The organism is Rothia nasimurium (genome assembly GCF_004569295.1).
GTDB classification, from domain to species: Bacteria; Actinomycetota; Actinomycetes; order Actinomycetales; family Micrococcaceae; genus Rothia; species Rothia nasimurium_B.
Genome location: NZ_SPQC01000018.1, coordinates 35,911 through 51,979, shown reverse-complemented (window position 1 = coordinate 51,979; position 16,069 = coordinate 35,911). Strand labels below are relative to the sequence as shown.

Below are 16,069 nucleotides of genomic sequence, written 5' to 3'. Positions count from 1 at the left end.
GGGTGGCGCCGCTGGGGGCGGGGGCGCCGGGGAGCACGGTAACGAGCTCCCAGCCGTCTTCACCCCAGTTATCGAGGATCTGCTTGGTTGCGTGAATCATCAGGGGCACTGTTGCGTATTCCCATTTTTCCATAGCACCAAGCCTAGACCACCGGGGCTAAAAAGACGACTCTTACACCTCTCACAGGTTTTTCTTGGGTGGCTGTGACATGCACGCCGGTGCGCTTTTCGCCCTGAGCCGATAAACTGATGCAATGGCTTCTTCAAAGAATGTGCGAAAGAGGCGCCGTAGCCCCGGCGACCTTGTTCAGTTTGTTGCGCTGAGCATCATTGCCGGTTTTATTGCGGCGCTGATTATGGTGCCGCCCACCACGGCCCTGAGTGCATCTATCAATGCATCAATGAACTGGTTTAAGAGTCTGCCCGCTTCCCTCAGCGACGGACCGCTCTCTCAGCCGTCCGTTATCTACGCGAATGACGGCAAGACTGAGCTGGCGTCCTACTACTCTCAGAACCGCACCGAGGTGGCGCTGAATGATATTTCCCAGCACATGAAGGACGCGATTCTTTCGTCCGAAGACCGTAACTTCTACGAGCACGGTGCGGTTTCCCCCATGGGTATCGCCCGCGCCCTGGTCAACAACGTCATTAACCCTGAGACCCGTCAGGGCGCTTCTACCCTGACCCAGCAGTACGTCAATAATCTGCTCATTGACGCAGCTGAACAGGCAGGTACCGAGGCCAGTACCCTGGGTGCTAATAAGGACTACCTTGATAAGATCAAGGAAATGAAGCTGGCTATCTCGATGGAGCAGAACCTCTCTAAGGACCAGATTCTTGAGGGCTACCTCAACATCATCAACCTGGGCGGTTCCAACTACGGTGTAGAGGCCGCAGCCTACTACTACTGGGGCATCTCAGCCTCAGAGCTCAGTATCTCCCAGTCGGCGATTCTGGCGGGCATGGTGGTTTCACCCAACGTCTACCGCCCCGATGTTAACCCCGAGCTGTCTAAGCAACGCCGCGATGTAGTGCTGGGCACCATGCTCCGCGACGGCAAGATTACCGAGGACGAGTACTCGGACGCCCTGAATGAAGAGATTACTCTCGATATTCACACCACCCCCATGGGCTGCTCAACCGCCGGCGACTTTGCGCATTTCTGCTACTACGCTATCTATGATTTCCTGAACGACGAGACCTATGGTGCCACCGAGGACGACCGTGCGAATGCCCTCTACCGCGGTGGCTACAAGATCGTTACTACCGTTGATGCTGACGCTCAGAAGGACGCCAAGACCCAGGTTGAGACTACCCAGCCCTCAAGCAACAATCCCGACCGCGTTAGCGCATCTCTGGTTTCTGTTGAACCCGGCACCGGCAAGATTATTGCCATGGCTCAGAACTCCGGTTACGGTGACTCTGACCAGACTGACTTTGCGGATAACTACTTCAACTTCAACGTGGGTGTCTCCCACGGTGGCACCGCAGGCTTCCAGCCCGGCTCAACCTTCAAGTCCGTGATTCTGGCCCAGTGGATTAAGGACGGCAAGGGCGTCAACGCCACCATTGATGGCACTTCCCTCAGCTACCCCAAGAGCTTCCAGTGGCCTGCTAAGTGCGAGGACGGCGGCTTTGTTACCTCCGAAGATGCTGATGGCTACGTCTTCACCAACGCTGAAGGTGGTAACCAGAGCTGGGGCACCGTGGCCTACGGCCTGAAGAACTCCATTAACTCCTACGCCATCAAGATGGCGTCGGTGACCGATGCATGTGCCCTCAACGACCTACGTGCCAAGCTCCGTATCACCGACGGTAATGGGGCAGACCCCTACACCATCACCCGCCCCTCCTACCTTCTGGGTGGTTGGGACCAGGGTACCACCCCCCTGATTATGGCTTCGGCCTACGCCACTTTTGCTAGCGGCGGCACCTACTGTGAGCCCCGTTCACTTGAAACCGTCAGCAAGAACGACACCGAAGTTAAGGCCTACGAGTCCACCTGTGAGCGCGTACTTGAAGAAGACGTTGCCAACGGTGTGAGCTACGTACTCAAGCAGGTTCTGGTAGACGGCTCAGGTTACCAGCGCGGTATCGGCTTGGCCGATGCGTCCGCCGCTAAGACCGGTACCACCAACAACTCAACCCAGACCTGGATGGTGGGCTACACCCGCGGCCTCTCCACCGCATCATGGGTAGGCAACATGGAGAACGGTTCACGTTCCCTCAACGGCCTTTCCATCAACGGTAAGGTTCTGGACTACGTGGACGGTGCCACCTACGCAGGTGCCCAATGGCAGAAATTCATGCAGGCCCAGGCTAAGAACTACAACACCGATAAGTTCGATACCCCCTCGAACACGGTTCTTGGTACTAACCAGTAAGGACTCCCTTGAATTCTCAGAATTCTCGTGGCGTGGCGGCTTCAGCTGGCGCTCTTGCCCAGACCCTTTCAGCGGTTCTGGCAGCGGGTGCCGTAGCTGGGGCCGCCACGGCCGCTTATGCCCACTTTATTGAGCTCAATAACTTCCAGGTGCGCCGGGAAACCCTGCCGATTCTGCCGGCAGGTAGCCCCGACTTCAAGATCCTGCATATCTCGGATATGCACATGATTCCGGGGCAGACCCAGAAAACCGCCTTTATGCATTCTCTGGCCGAGCTAGAGCCTGACCTGGTCATCAATACCGGCGATAACCTCTCCCACCTCGACGGCCTTCCCGCTCTGCTAGAGGCCCTGGACCTCCTGCTGGATTATCCGGGTGTCTATGTGCCGGGCTCTAACTGCTACTTTGCCCCGGTGCCCAAGAACCCGGCCCGCTACCTCTGGAAGAAGAACACCGGGGACGAGGCCAACGACCAGACCCGCGCGGTACTCCCCACCCAGGTGATGCACGATGCCTTCGATACCCGCGGCTGGGTAGGGCTGATTAACCGCTATGAGACGCTCCCCCTGGGAGGGCTGCGCCTAGAGTTCTCCGGGGTGGACGACCCCCACCTGGAGTACGACCGCCACCCCGGTTTCTCCCCCACCGCTTTCGACGCGGAGCCGGGCCCGAGCGTCCGCCTGGGTGTCTGCCATGCCCCTTACCTGCGCACCCTGGACCGGTTTGCGGACGACGGCGCCCAGGCTATCTTCGCGGGCCATACTCACGGTGGGCAGGTGTGCCTCCCGGGTGGGCGGGCCCTAGTGTCCAACTGTGACCTACCCCCGGCCCGGGCCAAGGGTCTCTCCTACCAGGGGGACGTGCCTGTGCAGGTAACGGCTGGCCTGGGTACCTCACGCTATGCCCAGGTGCGACTCTTCTGCCCGCCCGAAGCTGTACTGGTGACGCTGACAACCCGGTAACCTATCTGGTTTTTGCAGGAATGCAAATATAAGATAGATTACTATGGCTTCTCGACTACTGCGCGTCTCCCCCATACCCATACCTCCCCCTGTGCCCCACGGTGCCCGCACCGAACAGGACATCACCCTCTGGCAGTATTCCCGCCCTATTCGCGCGCGCTGGGTCTGCGGGCTTTTCGTAGCACTCACCGCAGCCATTATCGCTATCTCTATCCCCCAGGTACTGGGCTGGATTGTCGATGCCATGCTGACCGACCAGCCCACCGTGGGGGCAGTCTGGGCAGGCGGCGCCCTGGTTTTTGCGCTGGGTCTAGCCCAGTCCGCCCTTTTCTTCTTACGCAGGCAACTGGTTATTGAACCCGCCAGCACGGTAGAAAACACCATGCGCATCGACCTCTTCGACCGTCTACTGCGCTCCCCCGTGGCCTTCCACGACCGCTGGCCCTCGGGCCAACTCCTGACCCGTGTCATGAGCGATTTGGGCACTATCCGCCGCTGGACGGCCTTCGGCCTGATTCAAATCATTACCGTAGCCGTACAGGTAACTGTCGGCAGTTTCTACATGTTTACCGGCTCCTGGCAGCTGGGACTGGTCTTCCTGGCCAGCATGCCGCTGACTCTCTTCTGCGTCTGGCGGTTTGTGCTGACCTTCCGCACCCTGACCCGCAAGGCCCAAGAACACACCGGCGACCTGGCAACAACCGTCGAAGAATCGGTGCAAGGTCTACGCGTGCTCAAGGCCTTGGGGCGGGGCCCGCACGCCCTGGCCGGGTTCCGCCAAGAAGCCCAAGAACTACTAGACCTTGAAGTTGCCCGAGGCCGGGCCATGGGGCGGGTCCGTATGCAGACCACCCTCATTAGCGGAGCCTCCCTCTGTGTGGCCCTGCTTTGGGGCCTGCACTTGGTGAGTACCGGCGTCATGACGGTTGGTGTCCTCACCAGCTATTTCGCAACCGCCACCATCCTGTTTACCCAGGTGGAGCGCTCGGGCATGCTGATTTCCATGTATCTGGCATCGAGTGTTTCTATGGACCGCCACCGCCAGGTCATGGTGGGCGAGGCCGGTGAAGATATCGACATGCTGCCCGTCCACCGTGAGCGCCCCGAGGCGGCAGCTGCCCGCCTCGATTTTAAGGACGTCGCCTTCAGCTACGGGAAGCAGGAGCAGCAGGTACTCACCGGCTTCTCCCTGCAGGTACGCCCGGGAGAGATTATTGCCCTGGTCGGTTCGACCGGGTCGGGTAAGTCTACCGTCCTTCAGCTGGTGCAGAGGCTCTATGAGCCGACTTCGGGCAGCATCAGCCTGAACGGTCGCGATATCGCCTCCCTTCCCCTGCCTGAACTGCGTTCCCAGGTGGCAATTGCCTTTGAAGACCCCCTGCTGTTTTCGGCGAGCGTGCGCAATAACGTCCTGCTGGGTCTAGACCGCAGCGGACTTACCCCGGCTGAGGAAGAGGCCATTCTGACCCGTGCCCTGACCGTGGCTGCCGCTGACTATGTGTACCAGCTCCCAAATGGACTCGATACCGTCATCGGTGAAGAAGGTATGAGCCTATCTGGCGGCCAGCGCCAGCGCCTCTCATTAGCGCGCGCTATCGCCGCGAGCCCGGCCGTCCTCCTGCTCGATGATCCGCTCTCTGCCCTCGACGTGACGACCGAAGAAAAGGTGGTGGGGCTGCTCAAGCAGGAGCTGACCGAAACCACCACTCTGCTCACGGCCCACAGGCCCTCTACGGTGGCTCTGGCCGACCGGGTTGTGCTCTTGCAGCAGGGGCAGGTAGCTGCGGTGGGCACCCACACCGAGCTGCTCAGCAACCCCATCTACCGCGACCTGATGAGCACCGACACCCAGCTCACTCCCGCAAGGCCGACGGACACCGGTGAGGTTGAGAGCAAGATGCAGGAGGGCGGGCGATGAGCCAGAGAATTACCGATTCAGAAGATAAGATTCAGCTCTCTCAGAGCGAGGCTAAGGCTGTTCGCCGCCGGTCGGTGGCGCTCTTACTCGATGTGCTGCGGCCGGTACGGGGCCACCTGCTCTTCACCCTTTTCCTGGTGATTCTGGCAACAGCCCTGACCACGGCCATGCCCTGGCTCATTTCTACGGCTATCAACGACGCCCTAGAACCCCTGCTGGCTGGAGACAGCAGCTACGCGATTGTGTTGGCGGCCCTCTATGTAGCGGCAGCGGTCGTCGCCGGTTTAGCCACCTACACCAATATTCTGCTCACCTACAAGATTTCCCAGAAGGTACTCTTTGACCTGCGCCAGCGCATGTTTGAGCACGCCCAAAAACTCTCGGTGGGCTTCCACGACACCTACACCTCGGGCCGCGTAATCTCTCGCCTCACCAGCGACCTCGATACGATTCGGCAGTTCCTCGACTCGGGGCTTTCTGAGCTTGCAGCTATGCTGCTTTCCATCTCCTTTACTATTGTGGCCCTCTGCCTCATGGACTGGCGGGCTGGCCTCGCCCTGCTGGTGATGATGCTTCCCGTCGCCTGGCTCACCGTCTGGTTCCGCCGCGAATCTGAACTGGCCTACCGGGCCCAGCGGGTGGCGTCCGCCCGCATCATCTCCCGCTTTGCCGAGACCTTCACCGGCCTACGCGCCGTCAAGGCCTTCCGCGCCGAGGCAAGCTCGCGCGCAGCCTACGCGGACGCCGCCGAGGACTACCGGGTGCACGTCATGCAGTCCATCAAGGTGCACGGCACCTACATGCCAGCCCTTCAGGCTCTGGGTAACACCTTTGTTGCCATTGTGCTCGTCATCGGTGGCTACTCCATTCTGGGCGGGTCCATGCAGGCCGGCACCCTGCTAGCCCTGGTCATCTACGCCAACCGGGTCTTTGAACCTATCTTCATGTTCTCGGACTACTACAACATGTTCCAGTCAGCGGTCTCCGCCCTTGAAAAGGTGTCGGGCTTCCTCGCCGAAGAGCCCGAGGTAGCCGAACCCGAGCGTCCGGCCCGCCGAACCGCCCCCGCAAGCGGCCATCTGGTCTTTGACGAAGTTGAATTTGAGTACGTCGAAGGACGCCCCACCCTACACCGCCTGAACCTCGACATCCCTGCCGGGCAGCGCCTAGCCCTGGTGGGAGAAACCGGCGCCGGTAAATCAACCATCGCCAAGCTCATTGCCCGTTTCTACGATGTCACCCACGGTCAGCTCACCCTCGACGGGGTAGACCTGCGCGACCTATCCGATGAGCAGCTGCGCCGTGAGGTCGTCATGGTCACCCAGGAGGCCTACCTTTTCAAGGGCACCGTGGCCGACAATATCCGCCTGGGCAACCCGGCCGCCAGCGATGAAGAAGTGTTCGAGGCGGCCCGCAAGGTCGGGGCCTACGACTTCATCACCGGCCTACCCCAGGGTTTCGATACCAACCTCTCTAAGCGCGGCGGGCGGGTCTCTGCAGGCCAGCGTCAGCTCATTTCCTTTGCCCGGGCCTTCCTCGCCGACCCAGCCGCCCTAATTCTCGATGAAGCCACAGCCTCCCTCGATATTCCCACCGAAAAGCTGGTGCAGCAGGGGCTTGAGTCCCTGCTGGCGGGGCGCACCTCTGTGGTGATTGCCCACCGCCTCTCCACGGTCCTCACCGCCGACCGGGTGCTGGTGGTGTCGGACGGACGCGTGGTGGAGGACGGCTCCCCCGCCGCCCTGGTCGAGGCCGGCGGCCGCTTTGCCGCCATGGCTCGGGCCTGGGAAGAGAACAACAGCACCGAGGGCTAAATCGGGGTGATTTGGCAGGCTTAAGACCACCGCGCTATACTTGAGAGGTTGTTATACGCAACAATCGGGATGTGGCGCAGCTTGGTAGCGCGCGTCGTTCGGGACGACGAGGCCGCAGGTTCAAATCCTGTCATCCCGACCAAGCATAACCGCCCCTGGTTCTAGCCGGGGGCGGTTTTTTCTTGCTCTCTTCTGCTTTCATAGGGTCACACAGCGTCACAGATGCTTGCCTTGTAAAGTTTATTGGGTGTAGGCTGAAGAAAAATGTAGAAGTGAAAGGACGACCCGTGTCACAGAAAATTCTCGTTATCTCCGGCTCAGACCGCGACGGTTCATTCAACACCCAGCTCGCCGAGCAGCTCGTCGAAGCCCTAGAAAATGAGGGCCAGCGCGCTGAGGTCTACGATTTCTCGGCAGTTCCCCTGCTCAGCCAAAACTCCGAATTCCCCGCGCCCGAATCTGTGCAGAAACTGCGCGCCGATATCGCTAACGCCGCCGGCCTGATTCTGATCTCCCCCAAATACAACGGCTCCTACCCTGCCCGCCTGAAGAACCTGATTGACTGGGCATCACGCGCTGTTATCGCGGGCGACCGCGAGTCCCCCACCGTATTGAACGGCAAGAAGGTCGGTATTGCCTCGGTTGCTAATTCAACCTACGGTAAGTTCGTGCGCGAGAGCCTGCGCCACCTGGTCCCCTACGTCCGTGCCAACCTGATGGAGGGCGAGGGCCTGGGCGTCCGCATCCCCGGCGAGGCTTGGGGTACCGGCAAGCTAGAACTAGATGAAGAGCAGCAGAAGAACTTTGACGAGTTCGTCGCTAACTATATGAAGTTCCTCGGCACCTAAAACGGCACTAGGTATGCGGCGGCCCTCCCTGCTTGGCAGGGAGGGCCGCCGCATGTCTATCTTTACAAACGATAACCTAGCTGGTGAGGCTCTCAGCCTTCTCTAGTTCTTCAGCTAATTGGTTACCGATAACCCAGGTGTTAAGGGGACCTTCAACGCGACGGCCATTGATATAGAGAATAGGATCAGCTGATTCGCGAAGCTCTTCTGGCAAATCGCTATTATCTCGATCAATTCTGGCCTGATCTATACCACTGCTAATACGCTCCTGCATAGCAACAAAGTCTAGTCCCAGAGAATCAGCAAGTTCTTTCACTATAGACTCGTCATAACTAGCGACCTCATCAGCAATATGCGAGATAGCATTATGGTACTCACCAAATTTTCCTTGTGCCGCAGCGGCTTCGATAGAAAGTGCAAGGTAGTTTGAGAGAGCTCCTTCTGTCTTATGACGCACGGTATATGAAATTCGCGAATCATTATCTAGTTCATTGTAGGACTGCCAGAGTGCGCCTGCGAATTTAGCGACCTTGTTGGGGCTGTAATCGGTATAAAAAACTACCTGAGCCACTGCGTTAGGGTCACCGTAAAGATGGTCCTTTTCAGGATCGATAGCCCGGGGAAGGCGTTCACCAGCTGGCGGCTCAAGCGGTGCGAAACGGTCACCCAAGCGGAAAATGATGGTTGCCAGGATAAGGGCAAAGAGAGATGCAAGAAGCACACCGATACGGGCCTGGTCACGGACCACTTCATCATCAATAGCCATACCAGCAACTAGCAAGGAAATCGTAAACCCGATGCCAGAGAGAGCGCCAATACCTGCGATGCGAGGCATATCGAGACCGGGGAGACGGCTTGAAGGCATCAGCCTAGTCACAGCCCATGCCCCTAGAACAACACCCAAAAGCTTGCCTAGAACAAGACCAAAGATAACACCCCAAGTAACAGACGAAGTAGCTGCTGCTGAAAAGCTCTCACCTGTAATCACAATACCCGCGTTGGCTAGAGCAAAAAGTGGCACAACCAAGTAATTCACATACGAGGGCAAAAAATCTGATAGACGCTGATTAAGCGGGATTGCATATAGCAAGCTTTGACGGACAGCCATAGCTGTACCTGGGACAGGATCTTGTCGATAAAGATTAAAGAGGCCACTCGCGGCATCGGCGTCAGAGCGGCGAGGGGCATAAACTGGCATCAGCAGAGCGATCAGTACGCCTGCCAAAGTTGCATGGATTCCAGATGAATACATTGCTGCCCAGGTAAAAATACCAATGACAATGTAGGGGAAAGATTGCCATGCACCACGACGGGCCATTAGCCATATAGCGGCCAGGCCGAGAGCTACAAAGAATAGCCCTGTGGGGTTCAAATCGTCAGTGTAGAAGATTGCGATAACACTCAGTGCCCCGATGTCATCAATAACCGCAAAAGCCAATAAAAAGGCTCGCAGACGGGGAGCATTTTTGGGGCCAATGAGGGCCAGCATACCCAGTGCAAAAGCTGTATCGGTGGAGATAACGATTCCCCAGGCTGATTCAAAGCCTGAACCGTTTGTCATGAAATAGAAGATTAAGGCAGGAACAGCCAAGCCGCCCAAAGCTGCAACTGTGGGAAGTACCGCCTGTTTGGGATTGCGCAGCTCTCCTAAAGCGATATCACGTCGGACATCTAAACCCACCATAAAGAAGAAAAAGGTCATCAAACCTTCGTCTACCCATTCATGGAAGGTGAAGTGAAGGTCAAAGTTGGCAATAGTGAACCCGGCTTCAGTGTGCCAGAAGTGGCTGTAGCTCTCGCCACCGAAGTTAGCCCAGATAAGAGCTGCAGCAGTAGCTAGTGCTAGAGCTAGGGCAGCGTTAGTTTCACTTCGCAGAAAACGATATCGTCGAACGTACTTCCGCAAATAGTTACTGGTTATTATTGATTCTTGAGACACGACGGTCCTTAGCTCATCAGGTAGTGGTGTGTTTCCCTGCATTTCCTATCTATAAAGTTCAGATAGGTTTAGTGATGGCAGAAAAGAAGTTAGTCTGAATAGACTAGCCTTTTTCTGCCTAGCCAGGCAGGCACACAGGCTGTGATGTTGGTAGCCTTGGGGCAAAGTAAAGCCGGGCCCTATAGCAGCAGGCCAAGCATATGACGAGCAGGGCGATCTATCCCCTGCCAGAGACCCAGGCTAAGGTGGTCTCAAGCGGGCCGCGCCATAAGAAAGTCTGGCCGAGCAGGCGCTGCCAGACCCAGGCAAAGAGCAGGGCACCCAGAATCAGGCCAAACATCATGGCCCAAGAGTTATCAGAGGCAGGCAGGCCGTAGGCTGGGGCGTAGTTAGCGTACAGGGCCAGCACGGCAATCTGGAGCACGTAAAGGGAAAGGGTCATACGCCCGGTTCCCACCAGGGCACCGGCCAGGTGCTCCCGCCCGGCTAGAGCACGCGCCAGCAGGCAGCACCAGCCCAAGGTCGCCAGGCAGGCTGCCAGGCTAAAGGCAATCTCAAGCCGGCTGGAAGTGTAGGGAAGGAACTCTGCAACAGCAAAACGGGAGTACCAGAAGAGGCCACCGGTTGCCAGGCTTCCCAGCAGGGCCAGGGCTACATCACCCCAGACACCCCAGCGTTCGATGAGGAAGGCGATCACCGCACCGATGCAGGCGTAGGTCAGCAGGGTAAAAACCTGGTAGTTCTGGCCGGTGAACGTCCACTCGTAGAGGTAGGCAGTGTAGCTGCCGTCGAGAGAGGCCTGGATAGCATGGGGCTGGAAGTAGGTCCGGGCGGACGCCGCAAACCACCAGCTGCCCACAGCCAGGAGGGACAGGGCCCAGGAGGGCAGGAAGACAAGGGGGGCCATGAGCAGGCTCAGCAACCCCAGGTACTCCAGCACGATATCGACCTGGGCACCCCAGGTACCGATGTAGAGCCCCAGAGCAACCAGCACAATAGCCCGCACCACCGAGGAGGCAAAGAGGGCAGGGAAGCTCATACGCTGAGATGAGAAGAAAGCGCCCGCTCCCAGGAGGAAGGCAAAGAGCGGGGCGGTCAGAAACTCACTCAGGTTCAGCACCCCACCGGGGCCACCGCCGGGGGCTCCATGGACGATAAACATGCTGATCAGGGCAGCACAGCGAGCCAGGTCAATACCGATAACACGGCCTGCGGTCTTTAGGTCGGTCACGCAATACTCCTCAATAAATACCTGCTTTAGCCTAACACTGCCCCGCCACCCTGCGCGGGCAGGGGCACACATGGCACACTGGTTAGGTTGCCCCTCACCTCTTTGAAAGTCACTATGAGCACCCACTCCACCGACGTCGTCCTTCTGGCCGCCAGTTCATCGGCGACCAGCGAGTATATTTCTATTTTCTGGATTACCGCTGCGGCGCTTTTAGCGCCCCTGGCGTCCGCCCTGGTGAAAAAGAAAATTCCAGATGTTGTCTTCCTGATTATCTTCGGCGTACTCATCGGCCCGCAGGTTCTAGGGCTTGCCAGCACCGATGGCGGGGTTGCTCTGGTGAAGGATCTGGGTCTGGGCCTGCTCTTTTTGCTGGCTGGTTACGAAATTAACGCCGGAGCCCTGCGCGGACGACAGGGGGCTTTCGCTGTGGGGTCCTGGCTGGTGAGTTTCACCCTCGGCCTGGTTCTGGCGGTGAGCCTCTCCCAGTTTTCGGGTTCTTTCTCGACCTACGCGGTCATCGGTATTGCCCTGAGTTCTACCGCCTGGGCACCCTGCTGCCCCTGCTCAAAAGCCACGGTAAAGCGGGCACGAAAGTCGGCAACGGGGTGATGGTGCACGGGGCTATCGGCGAGGTGCTCCCTATCTTTGCGATGTCCCTGCTGCTCTCGTCGCACGCCCCCTGGGTTGCGGTGCTGATTCTGCTGGCCTTTATGGTCATTGCTGTCATTTCAGCGGTTGTGCCCCACCGCCTCTTCGAGCATATTCCGGGCCTGCGCCGCACCATGGCGGCTGAGGCTAACACCACCAGCCAGACCATGCTTCGCCTGGCCATGTTCCTTCTGGCTACCCTCATGATGGTCGCCGCGGTCTTTGAGCTCGATGTGGTGCTCGGTGCTTTTGCCGCCGGCATTATCCTGCGCTCTCTCACGCCCGAGGGCGCCTTTGAGCCCTTCTCCAAGCGTCTTGAGGCCCTGGGCTTTTCCTTCCTCATTCCCCTCTTCTTCGTGAGCTCGGGTATGGGTATTAAGGTGTCGGTCATCTGGGAGCAGCCGTTGCTTCTTGCCGGCATTGTGCTCGGCATTCTGGTAGTGCGCGGCCTGCCGGTCTTTGCCGCTGAAAAGTTCTTCGACACCGGTTCGGGGCTCACCACCGTGCAGGAAAAGCTCCAGCTGGGGCTCTACTCTGCTGCGGGCCTGCCCATCATTGTTGCTGTTACCGAGGTGGCACTGGCCAACGACCTGCTCAGCGAACAGAATGCCTCCCTGCTGGTGGCAGGTGGGGCGCTGACCGTCCTTCTCTTCCCCTTGTGGGCCTCGGCCATCGGGGCAGTGGGGCGCAAGGACGCTGGCCCCCGTCCGGGTGCCTCTGGCGGCTCAAGCTCGCGGCAGCGCCGCAGCGCTAAGAAACTAGAGCGGGCCGCCGCGGTGCGGGCGGCAACGGGCGCTCTTCCCGTCATCAAGCGTCCGAATTCCTAGCCTCCCCCTAAAGCACCCGGCAGAAAGGGCCCCCTTGCCTGAGCAAGGGGGCCCTTTCTATCACAGAGCGGGTTTCAGCCTACTTGAGGATGATGACGTCCAGGGTACGGGGGCCGTGCACACCTTCAACGCGGATCAGCTCGATATCTGAGGTCGCTGAGGGGCCTGAGATCCAGGTGATGGGCTTGTCGAAGTTCAGACGGGCCACGGTCTCGGGAATCAGCTCGACGATGGTATCGACGGGGACCACGCAGATGTGGTGGTCGGGTACCAGGGTGATGGCGCGGCGGCCTTCGGTCTCGGTGCTGTTCAGGGCGATGGTGCCGGTCTCGGCGCAGGAGACGGTTGAAGAGGTGACAACCGCGTCGATGGCGTCGAGTTCGCGTACGGAGAGGGCACCGGGCTTGTTGGCGTTACCGGAGTCAACCACGCGGGAGCGGGCTGCGGTGTCTTCGGGCAGCCACTCGGTCTTGAGACCGGTGGGCACCACGTAGCGGGAGGACTTACCGAGCAGTTCGCCTACGCGAGCGGCGATGGTCTCTTCGGTCTCGTGGTAGACGTTAGCCTTGTAGTCGATCAGGCGGTCGACCAGCATCTCGATAATTTCTTCGGTGCCCTTGTCGCTTTCGCGGCGGTAGGCGCGGACGGGCTCAGCCGGCTGGGGATTGTCCCAGAGGGAGGCGCGGATGCGGCCCAGGATTTCTGCTTTTGCATCAGACATTAGTTGGCCTCCTTGGGGGCGATGGGGTTAGCGGTCTCAGCGTTGGCGTGGGCCTCGGCAATCTTGGCCTGGTTAGCGGCAATGATGGCCTGCAGGTCAACGCGTTCGCCGCCTACACGCTTGGGGGCAGAACCGCGTTCCTTCTTCCACTCGTTGCGGAAGGAGGACTTGGGGGGTGCCGGGATGTCGCGGTATTCGGTCCAGCCGCCGACGATACCGGGCAGCTTGGTGATCTTGCCCTTCTTGCCGGTAATCAGCTTGGAGGCGGGAAGGCCCTTGGTGGCCAGAGCCATAAGGGCACCTGAGCTGAAGAGCTTCTTGGCGCCGAACATCATGGCGTCCATCTGCACGTGGCGTTCCTTCTTGCCGCCTTCGAACTCGCCCTGGGCCTTTTCGTGGTCAACTGCCTTGCCGCGCAGGTGAACCAGCACGTCGGGGATGTTGATCTTGACGGGGCAGGCTTCGTAGCAGGCGCCGCAGAGGGAGGACGCGTAGGGCAGGGTGGAGTTGTACTCGTTCTCGATACCGCCCAGCTGGGGGGAGAGAATTGCGCCGATGGGGCCGGGGTAAGTGGAGCCGTAGGCGTGGCCGCCTGCGCGTTCGTAGACGGGGCAGACATTCATGCAGGCTGAGCAGCGGATGCAGTGCAGGGCCTGGCGGCCGACCTGGTCGGCCAGGGCTGCGGTGCGGCCGTTGTCCATGAGGATGACGTGCAGGTTCTGGGGGCCGTCACCGGGGGTTACACCGGTCCACATGGAGGTGTAGGGGTTCATGCGCTCACCGGTGGACGAGCGGGGCAGCAGCTGGGTGAAGACCTCGAGGTCCTGCAGGGTCGGCAGCAGCTTTTCGATGCCCATGAAGGTGATTAGGGTATCGGGCAGGGTCAGGCACATACGGCCGTTACCCTCAGACTCAACGATGGTCATGGTGCCGGTTTCGGCGATACCGAAGTTGACGCCTGAGATGGCGACCTTGTTGGTCAGGAACTTCTCGCGCAGGCGGAAGCGAGAGGCTTCTGCCAGTTCTGCCGGGTCGTTGGTGAGGTTGGGGTTGACGCCCTCAATCTTCTTGAGGAAGATGTCGCGAATCTCGGTGCGGTTGCGGTGAATTGCGGGCACCAGGATATGGGAGGGGCGGTCGTTGTCGCCCAGCTGGACGATTTCTTCTGCCAGGTCGGTTTCAATAGCGTGGATGCCGTGCTCTTCGAGGAACTCGTTGAGGCCGGTTTCGGCGGTGGCCATTGACTTGATCTTGTTGACCTCGGTGACGCCTTCTGCCTGGATCAGCTTGAGGGCGATTTCGTTGGCCTCGTGTGCGTCGCGGGCCCAGTGTACGTGTCCACCGCGGGCGGTGAAGTTCTTTTCGAACTCTTCGAGGTAGGTGTCGAGGTTGGCCATGACCTTCTGCTTGATCATGGAACCTGTGGTGCGCAGATCCTGCCAGTCGGGCAGTTCTGAGATGACGGCGGCGCGCTTGTTACGGATCTTGTGGGTAGCAAAGCCCAGGTTGGCGCGCAGCTGCTCGTTCTGGAGTTCCTTCTCTGCATATTCGGGGAAGGGCTCGAATTCGAAGATGTTGCCGACGCCGTGGCGGACCTTGGGCATACCGAGTGCGGTGGTTGACATGGCTTTACTTACCTCCTGCGGTAACAGCTACGGGGCCGGTGACCTTGAGCGGGTTTTCCTTGGTGGATGCAAGAATCTCGGCGAAGTGTACGGTCTGTACGGGTGAGTTCTTGCGGGAGAGAGCGCCGCCGATGTTCATCAGGCAGGATGAGTCGCCGCCGGTGCAGACCGATGCGCCGGTTGCTTCAATGTTCTCTACCTTGTCGGCAACCATGGCGCCGGAGGTGTCTGCGTTCTTGAAGGAGAAGGTTCCACCGAAGCCACAGCACTGGTCAAGGCCGTCAATCTGGGTGTATTCCAGGCCCTCAACGGTGCGGATCAGGTCTTCCTGGCGGGTACCCAGACCCAGCAGGCGCATGCCGTGGCAGGATGAGTGGTAGGTGACCTTCTCGGGGAAGTAGGAGCCCAGCTGTTCTGCAGCGTTGGTGATGCCGCAGACGTCGATGAGGAACTGGGAGAGCTCGAAGGAGCGGGCAGCCAGTGAGGCGGCAGCGCGGGCGGTGGCGTCGTCGCCTGCTCGCTCTGCGATCATGGGTTGCTGGTGGCCGAGGGAGGCGACGCAGGAGCCTGAGGGCGCAACGATGGCGTCGAAGTCCCATTCTTCAAAGGCCTGTACGTGGGTTTTGACGATGGGGTAGGCGTCGTCGAAGTAGCCCGAGTTGACGTGCATCTGGGAGCAGCAGGTTTGGCCCTGCGGGAAGACGACCTCGTGGCCGAGACGCTCCAGGATGTCAACGGTAGCCTTAGCTACCTTGGGGTACATTGCGTCGACGATGCACGTTGAAAACAGTGCGACACGCATGTTGGTTCTCTCTTCTTCTGTGCGGCATGGGTAGCCTGCGTCTTCCTCACCGATTCAGGGGCGCGGACGCCGGCGGCTGGGTGGGAGAGGAAGGGCGGGCAGGTGCCTGTTAGATTCTTTTCCTACTCCCTCATTTAACACGATGGGGTAGGTGTTTCGATACTTTAAATAGGGCATATTTTCTTATGCAAATAATCTAACGGTCTGACCACATAAAGAAAGCTGAAAGAACTCCGCTCCCCCGCCGTGGGCGTCCGCGTCCCCCAAGACCCACACAAGCAGGCGCATACCAACACAAGAGCGCACCCAAAAACCCCGAAAAATCCATAAAACCACAGGGGTGAAAAAAA

13 protein-coding genes and 1 tRNA gene are annotated in these 16,069 nt (G+C 59.2%); 8 read left to right on the top strand and 6 right to left on the bottom strand.

The window, feature by feature from the left end:
• Positions 1–133: DUF4177 domain-containing protein (locus tag E4U03_RS06375; RefSeq protein WP_135012567.1), on the bottom strand; the 133-nt coding region annotated here is incomplete at its 3' end.
• 139 nt (positions 134–272) lie between these two features.
• Between E4U03_RS06375 and E4U03_RS06370 the strand changes: the two genes are divergently transcribed.
• The 6 genes from E4U03_RS06370 to E4U03_RS06345 all read left to right on the top strand — a co-directional run bounded on the left by E4U03_RS06370 (position 273) and on the right by E4U03_RS06345 (position 7,926).
• Positions 273–2,384, top strand: coding sequence for a transglycosylase domain-containing protein (locus E4U03_RS06370; protein WP_342447729.1), 2,112 nt, complete (start codon positions 273–275; stop codon positions 2,382–2,384).
• A gap of 32 nt (positions 2,385–2,416) precedes the next feature.
• On the top strand, positions 2,417–3,346 hold the full coding sequence (locus E4U03_RS06365; protein WP_194210390.1) for a metallophosphoesterase: 930 nt from the start codon (positions 2,417–2,419) through the stop codon (positions 3,344–3,346).
• A 43-nt stretch (positions 3,347–3,389) separates the two neighbouring features.
• Positions 3,390–5,264, top strand: a complete 1,875-nt coding sequence (locus E4U03_RS06360; protein WP_135012561.1) for an ABC transporter ATP-binding protein — start codon at positions 3,390–3,392, stop codon at positions 5,262–5,264.
• Complete coding sequence (locus E4U03_RS06355) at positions 5,261–7,078, top strand: ABC transporter ATP-binding protein (RefSeq protein ID WP_135012559.1); 1,818 nt, start codon at positions 5,261–5,263, stop codon at positions 7,076–7,078. Before E4U03_RS06360 ends, E4U03_RS06355 begins: the two co-directional genes overlap by 4 nt.
• A 65-nt stretch (positions 7,079–7,143) precedes the next feature.
• Positions 7,144–7,220 (top strand) — tRNA-Pro (locus E4U03_RS06350).
• 145 nt (positions 7,221–7,365) lie between these two features.
• Positions 7,366–7,926: an NADPH-dependent FMN reductase gene (locus tag E4U03_RS06345; protein ID WP_167752335.1), complete on the top strand. Its 561-nt coding sequence runs from the start codon at positions 7,366–7,368 to the stop codon at positions 7,924–7,926.
• Between the two features lie 76 nt (positions 7,927–8,002).
• Here E4U03_RS06345 and nhaA read toward each other — a convergent pair whose 3' ends face one another.
• Positions 8,003–9,865, bottom strand: coding sequence for a Na+/H+ antiporter NhaA (nhaA, locus tag E4U03_RS06340; RefSeq protein ID WP_209304133.1), 1,863 nt, complete (start codon positions 9,863–9,865; stop codon positions 8,003–8,005).
• Positions 9,866–10,082: 217 nt separating this feature from the next.
• Positions 10,083–11,096: an acyltransferase family protein gene (locus E4U03_RS06335; protein WP_135012553.1), complete on the bottom strand. Its 1,014-nt coding sequence runs from the start codon at positions 11,094–11,096 to the stop codon at positions 10,083–10,085.
• A gap of 114 nt (positions 11,097–11,210) precedes the next feature.
• On the opposite strand from E4U03_RS06335, the gene E4U03_RS13560 reads away from it, so the two are divergent.
• Positions 11,211–11,705 (top strand): cation:proton antiporter, encoded by a 495-nt coding sequence (locus tag E4U03_RS13560; RefSeq protein WP_265588567.1) that lies wholly within the window; start codon positions 11,211–11,213, stop codon positions 11,703–11,705.
• Positions 11,702–12,571: a cation:proton antiporter gene (locus tag E4U03_RS13555; protein ID WP_280741480.1), complete on the top strand. Its 870-nt coding sequence runs from the start codon at positions 11,702–11,704 to the stop codon at positions 12,569–12,571. The genes E4U03_RS13560 and E4U03_RS13555 overlap by 4 nt, the downstream gene beginning before the upstream one ends.
• A 79-nt stretch (positions 12,572–12,650) precedes the next feature.
• On the opposite strand, the gene E4U03_RS06325 is transcribed toward E4U03_RS13555, so the two are convergent.
• Genes E4U03_RS06325 through E4U03_RS06315 form a run of 3 tightly spaced genes read right to left on the bottom strand, consistent with a single transcriptional unit; the run spans position 12,651 to position 15,719 of the window.
• Entirely contained in the window at positions 12,651–13,292 is a 642-nt protein-coding gene (locus tag E4U03_RS06325; protein WP_135012551.1) for a LutC/YkgG family protein, read from the bottom strand.
• Positions 13,292–14,917, bottom strand: a complete 1,626-nt coding sequence (locus E4U03_RS06320) for a LutB/LldF family L-lactate oxidation iron-sulfur protein (protein ID WP_135012549.1) — start codon at positions 14,915–14,917, stop codon at positions 13,292–13,294. The genes E4U03_RS06325 and E4U03_RS06320 overlap by 1 nt, the downstream gene beginning before the upstream one ends.
• A 4-nt stretch (positions 14,918–14,921) precedes the next feature.
• Entirely contained in the window at positions 14,922–15,719 is a 798-nt protein-coding gene (locus E4U03_RS06315; RefSeq protein ID WP_135012547.1) for a (Fe-S)-binding protein, read from the bottom strand.
• Positions 15,720–16,069 lie beyond the last annotated feature (350 nt).

Coding starts and splice junctions, on each gene's coding strand:
- E4U03_RS06315 (WP_135012547.1), bottom strand. CDS start 15,719: ATGCGTGTCGCACTGTTTTCAACGTGCATCGTCGACGCAATGTACCCC.
- E4U03_RS06355 (WP_135012559.1), top strand. CDS start 5,261: ATGAGCCAGAGAATTACCGATTCAGAAGATAAGATTCAGCTCTCTCAG.
- E4U03_RS06360 (WP_135012561.1), top strand. CDS start 3,390: ATGGCTTCTCGACTACTGCGCGTCTCCCCCATACCCATACCTCCCCCT.
- E4U03_RS13560 (WP_265588567.1), top strand. CDS start 11,211: ATGAGCACCCACTCCACCGACGTCGTCCTTCTGGCCGCCAGTTCATCG.
- E4U03_RS06320 (WP_135012549.1), bottom strand. CDS start 14,917: ATGTCAACCACCGCACTCGGTATGCCCAAGGTCCGCCACGGCGTCGGC.
- E4U03_RS06325 (WP_135012551.1), bottom strand. CDS start 13,292: ATGTCTGATGCAAAAGCAGAAATCCTGGGCCGCATCCGCGCCTCCCTC.